Annotated in this window: 3 protein-coding genes; all 3 read left to right on the forward strand. The window is 32.6% G+C overall.

The window, feature by feature from the left end:
- Positions 1-1,472 (forward strand): sodium-translocating pyrophosphatase (locus tag QZ357_RS09145; protein ID WP_290776398.1); only part of this gene is annotated, 1,472 nt, incomplete at its 5' end.
- 192 nt (positions 1,473-1,664) lie between these two features.
- Complete coding sequence (locus QZ357_RS09150; RefSeq protein WP_290776400.1) at positions 1,665-3,017, forward strand: MATE family efflux transporter; 1,353 nt, start codon at positions 1,665-1,667, stop codon at positions 3,015-3,017.
- A 282-nt stretch (positions 3,018-3,299) separates the two neighbouring features.
- Positions 3,300-4,281, forward strand: a 982-nt coding sequence (locus QZ357_RS09155; protein WP_290776402.1) for a heavy metal translocating P-type ATPase, incomplete at its 3' end; no start/stop codon positions are given.

The raw sequence follows: 4,281 nt of genomic DNA on the forward strand, positions 1-4,281 counted from the left end.
TCGGTAGAGTAGGCGGTGGTATCTATACTAAAGCAGCCGATGTTGGTGCCGATTTGGTAGGTAAAGTTGAAGCCGGTATTCCTGAAGATGACCCTAGAAACCCTGCTGTTATTGCTGATAATGTAGGTGATAACGTAGGTGACGTTGCAGGTATGGGTTCTGACTTATTTGAATCATATGTTGGTTCTATTATTTCTGCAATGACTCTTGGTGGATTATTATTAGGTTCTCTTGAAGCTATCATGTTCCCTCTTGCTCTTGCTGCAATTGGTATCATAGCTTCTATAATCGGTTCTTTATTTGTTAAAGGCGGAGAAAATGCAGATCCTCACAAGAGTTTAAATATGGGTACATATATAAGTGGTATTCTTGTAATTATCGCAGCTTACTTCTTAACAACAAGTCTTCTTAAAGATGTTACATATTTTTATGCTATAATTGCAGGTTTAGTATGTGGTATTTTAATCGGTAAGATTACAGAAATTTATACTTCTGATGAGTATAAATCTGTTAAAAAAATTGCTCAACAAAGTGAAACCGGTGCTGCTACCACAATTATCAGCGGTCTTGCTGTAGGTATGATGTCAACTGCTGTTCCTATTGTATTAATAGTTGTTGCTATCTTACTTTCATATAATCTTTCTACTGAAGGTTTATACGGTATAGCTCTTGCTGCTGTAGGTATGCTGTCAACTGCAGGTATGACTATTGCGGTTGATGCTTATGGTCCTATAGCTGATAATGCCGGTGGTATTGCTGAAATGGCAGAGCTTGACTCTTCTGTAAGAGATATAACCGATAAACTTGATAGTGTTGGTAATACAACAGCTGCTATAGGTAAAGGTTTTGCTATCGGTTCTGCTGCTTTAACTGCTCTTGCATTATTTGCATCATATTCAACTGCTGTAGGTATAAAGGCTATTGACTTACTTGATGTAAAAGTTATTGCAGGTTTATTCATCGGTGGTATGTTACCTTACGTATTCTCTTCTTTGACAATGGAAGCTGTTGGTAATGCTGCCAATAAGATGATTGAAGAAGTTAGAAGACAATTTAGAGAAATTCCTGGTATTATGGAAGGAAAAGCTAAACCTGAATATTCTACCTGTGTAGAAATTTCAACACAAGCAGCTTTAAAGGAAATGATTATTCCTGGTTTATTGGCTGTAATTGTTCCTCTTTTAGTAGGATATTTCCTTGGCGCTACAGCTCTTGGAGGTCTTCTTGCAGGTGCACTTGTAACAGGTGTATTAATGGCTATCCAAATGGCTAACTCAGGCGGTGCTTGGGATAATGCGAAAAAATATATTGAAGGCGGAGCTCATGGTGGAAAAGGAAGTGACGCTCATGCGGCAGCCGTTGTAGGTGATACAGTAGGTGATCCGTTTAAAGATACTTCTGGTCCTTCTCTTAATATTTTAATCAAATTAATGACAATTGTAGCTTTGGTATTTGCTCCATTGTTCATCTAATAATTAATTTATGATTTAAAAGCCCTTTTATTTAAGGGCTTTTTTATTTGTAAATTTATTTTTTATATTTGTACTTCAGATTTTTTTTTATTGTGAATTTAAAATTTTTAAATATCAATTTGACAATATATTAGGATAAATATATCATTATATTATATTTTCATTTCAATACAAGACGGGGACTGTAGTATTATGCAAATTGATTTAACAAAAGGAAATATTGCGAAGAGTATAATTTTATTTTCTTTTCCGATGATAGTCGGGAATTTATTGCAACAATTATATAATATAGCCGATACATTGATTGTAGGAAAGTTTATCGGTACAGATGCACTGGCTGCGGTAGGCTCTGCTTATACTTTAATGGTATTTATAACTTCTATAATTCTCGGTCTATGCATGGGTAGTGGGGCCGTTTTTTCAATAAGATACGGAGAAAAAAATGAAAAAAAATTAAAGGAGAGTGTCTTTATATCGTTTATTTTAATTGCTTTCATATCTTTGATATTAAATGTTTTTGCTTTTGTATTTATAGATAATATTATGGCATTTTTAAATGTTCCGCCTGAGATTTATCCTCTCATGAGAAATTACATTTTTATTATTTTTTTCGGTATTATTGCAACCTTTTTATATAATTATTACGCATCATTATTAAGGGCAATAGGGAATTCTTTTATTCCATTGGTATTTCTTGGAGTTTCTGCACTTTTGAATATATTTTTAGATTTATATTTTATTATTTCTCTGGGGATGGGAGTTCAAGGGGCAGCAATCGCCACTGTTTTTTCTCAATTTGTTTCCGGTATAGGTATAAGTATTTATACTTTAACAAAATTTGATGAATTTAGATTTTCAAAGGAATATATGAGGTGGAATAAAGGAATATTAAAGGAGATTTTTAAATTTTCTTTTTTAACATGTATGCAGCAATCAATAATGAACTTTGGTATTCTTATGGTGCAGGGGCTTGTAAATTCTTTTGGTGCAGTAATTATGGCCGCTTTTGCCGCTGCGGTTAAGATTGATTCTTTTGCATATATGCCCGTTCAGGATTTTGGCAATGCTTTTTCTACTTTTATTGCACAAAATTACGGAGCAAAAAATAAAGAGAGAATAAAAAAAGGAATAAAAGTTGCTATAGGTCTTACGTTTGTTTTTTGTTTAGTTATATCTTTGATTGTTTTTATTTTTGCTAAGCAACTCATGAGTATATTTATAAATGTAAATGAGCTTGAAATAATAAATGCGGGAGTATTGTATTTGAGGGTGGAAGGTTCGTTCTATATCGGGATTGGATTATTATTTTTATTGTACGGTATTTACAGAGCTGTGGAAAAACCTTTTATGTCTGTTGTTCTCACTGTAATTTCACTGGGTACCAGGGTTTTGCTTGCCTATGTCCTTTCAGCTGTTCCTCAAATCGGTGTAGTGGGAATATGGGTAAGTGTTCCTATAGGGTGGATTCTTGCAGATGCTGTAGGGGTTATGTATTATTTATTTAACAAGAAGCGTATAGAATATAAATTTACGGAAATAATGTAGATTACAAAAAGTTGTCATGGAAATGTTAACTTATTAAATATTTATCATTAATATAAAAATCTTTAATGTATTGGTTTTAAATGAAAACAAGATGTTTGTAAAAGTTATTTATTTTTACAAACATCTTGTTTGTTATAGCTAACATGATATAATAGATGTATAGCAATTATTAAGTTTATAATTACTTATATAGGATTTTATAATTGATATTGACATAGATGAAAAAAATGATATACTTATCATATAATAATTAGCATATGCTAATTATAAAAAGGAGGAAACATGAAAAAAGAAAAATATGATGTTACCGGCATGAGTTGTTCTGCCTGTTCTTCAAGAATAGAAAAAGACTTATCTAAACTTGATGGGGTAGAAAATGTTTCTGTTAATCTTTTGACGAACAGTATGAATATTTCTTATGATGAAAATATATTAAATCAAAAAGATATTATAGGAAGTGTTGAAAAATCAGGGTATGGAGCAAGTATTCATGATGTGAATACAGATAAAAAGGATAAAATGAAGAAAAATACAAATGAAGAAAGCGAAGATGAAATTTCTTCAATGAAACACAGATTTGTAATTTCTTTGTGTTTTTTAATTCCGCTTATGTATATTTCGATGTATCATATGTTTGATGGTTTTCTTGGAATTAAAACACCTGATTTTATAATGAAATTATTTCATGGCAACGAAAATGCCATCACCTTTGCATTCATACAATTTTTGCTTGTTCTTCCTATAATGTATTTGAACAGAAAATATTATATTGTAGGGTTTAAAAGCTTATTTAAAAGAAGTCCGAACATGGATAGTCTTATAGCTGTAGGTTCGGGAGCAGCCGTTGTTTACGGGGTATTTGCGATTTTTAAGATAGGATATGGGCTTGGTCATGGTGATATGAGTATGGTATCCAGGTACAGTACCGATTTGTATTTTGAATCGGCGGGAACGATTCTTACTCTTATCACATTAGGAAAATATTTGGAGGCAAAATCAAAAGGAAAAACCAGCGAAGCAATAACCAAACTTATGAACTTAGCTCCAAAGACGGCATTGGTTGAAAGAGATGGAAAAGAAGTACAAGTATTGGCGGAAGATGTGTTAAAGGGAGATATTGTGATTGTAAAACCTGGAAGCAGTATTCCTGTTGATGGGGTAATTGTTGAAGGAATCAGCAGTATAGATGAGTCAATGATAACGGGGGAAAGTATTCCTGTTGAGAAAACGACAGGGGATAAGGTTATCGGTGCCACGATAAATA

The sequence above is a fragment of the Anaerofustis sp. genome (genome assembly GCF_019420015.1).
Classification (GTDB): Bacteria; Bacillota; Clostridia; order Eubacteriales; family Anaerofustaceae; genus Anaerofustis.

Bases quoted from the DNA above. Each gene is read 5' to 3' on its own strand.
- QZ357_RS09150 (WP_290776400.1), top strand. From the start codon at position 1,665: ATGCAAATTGATTTAACAAAAGGAAATATTGCGAAGAGTATAATTTTA.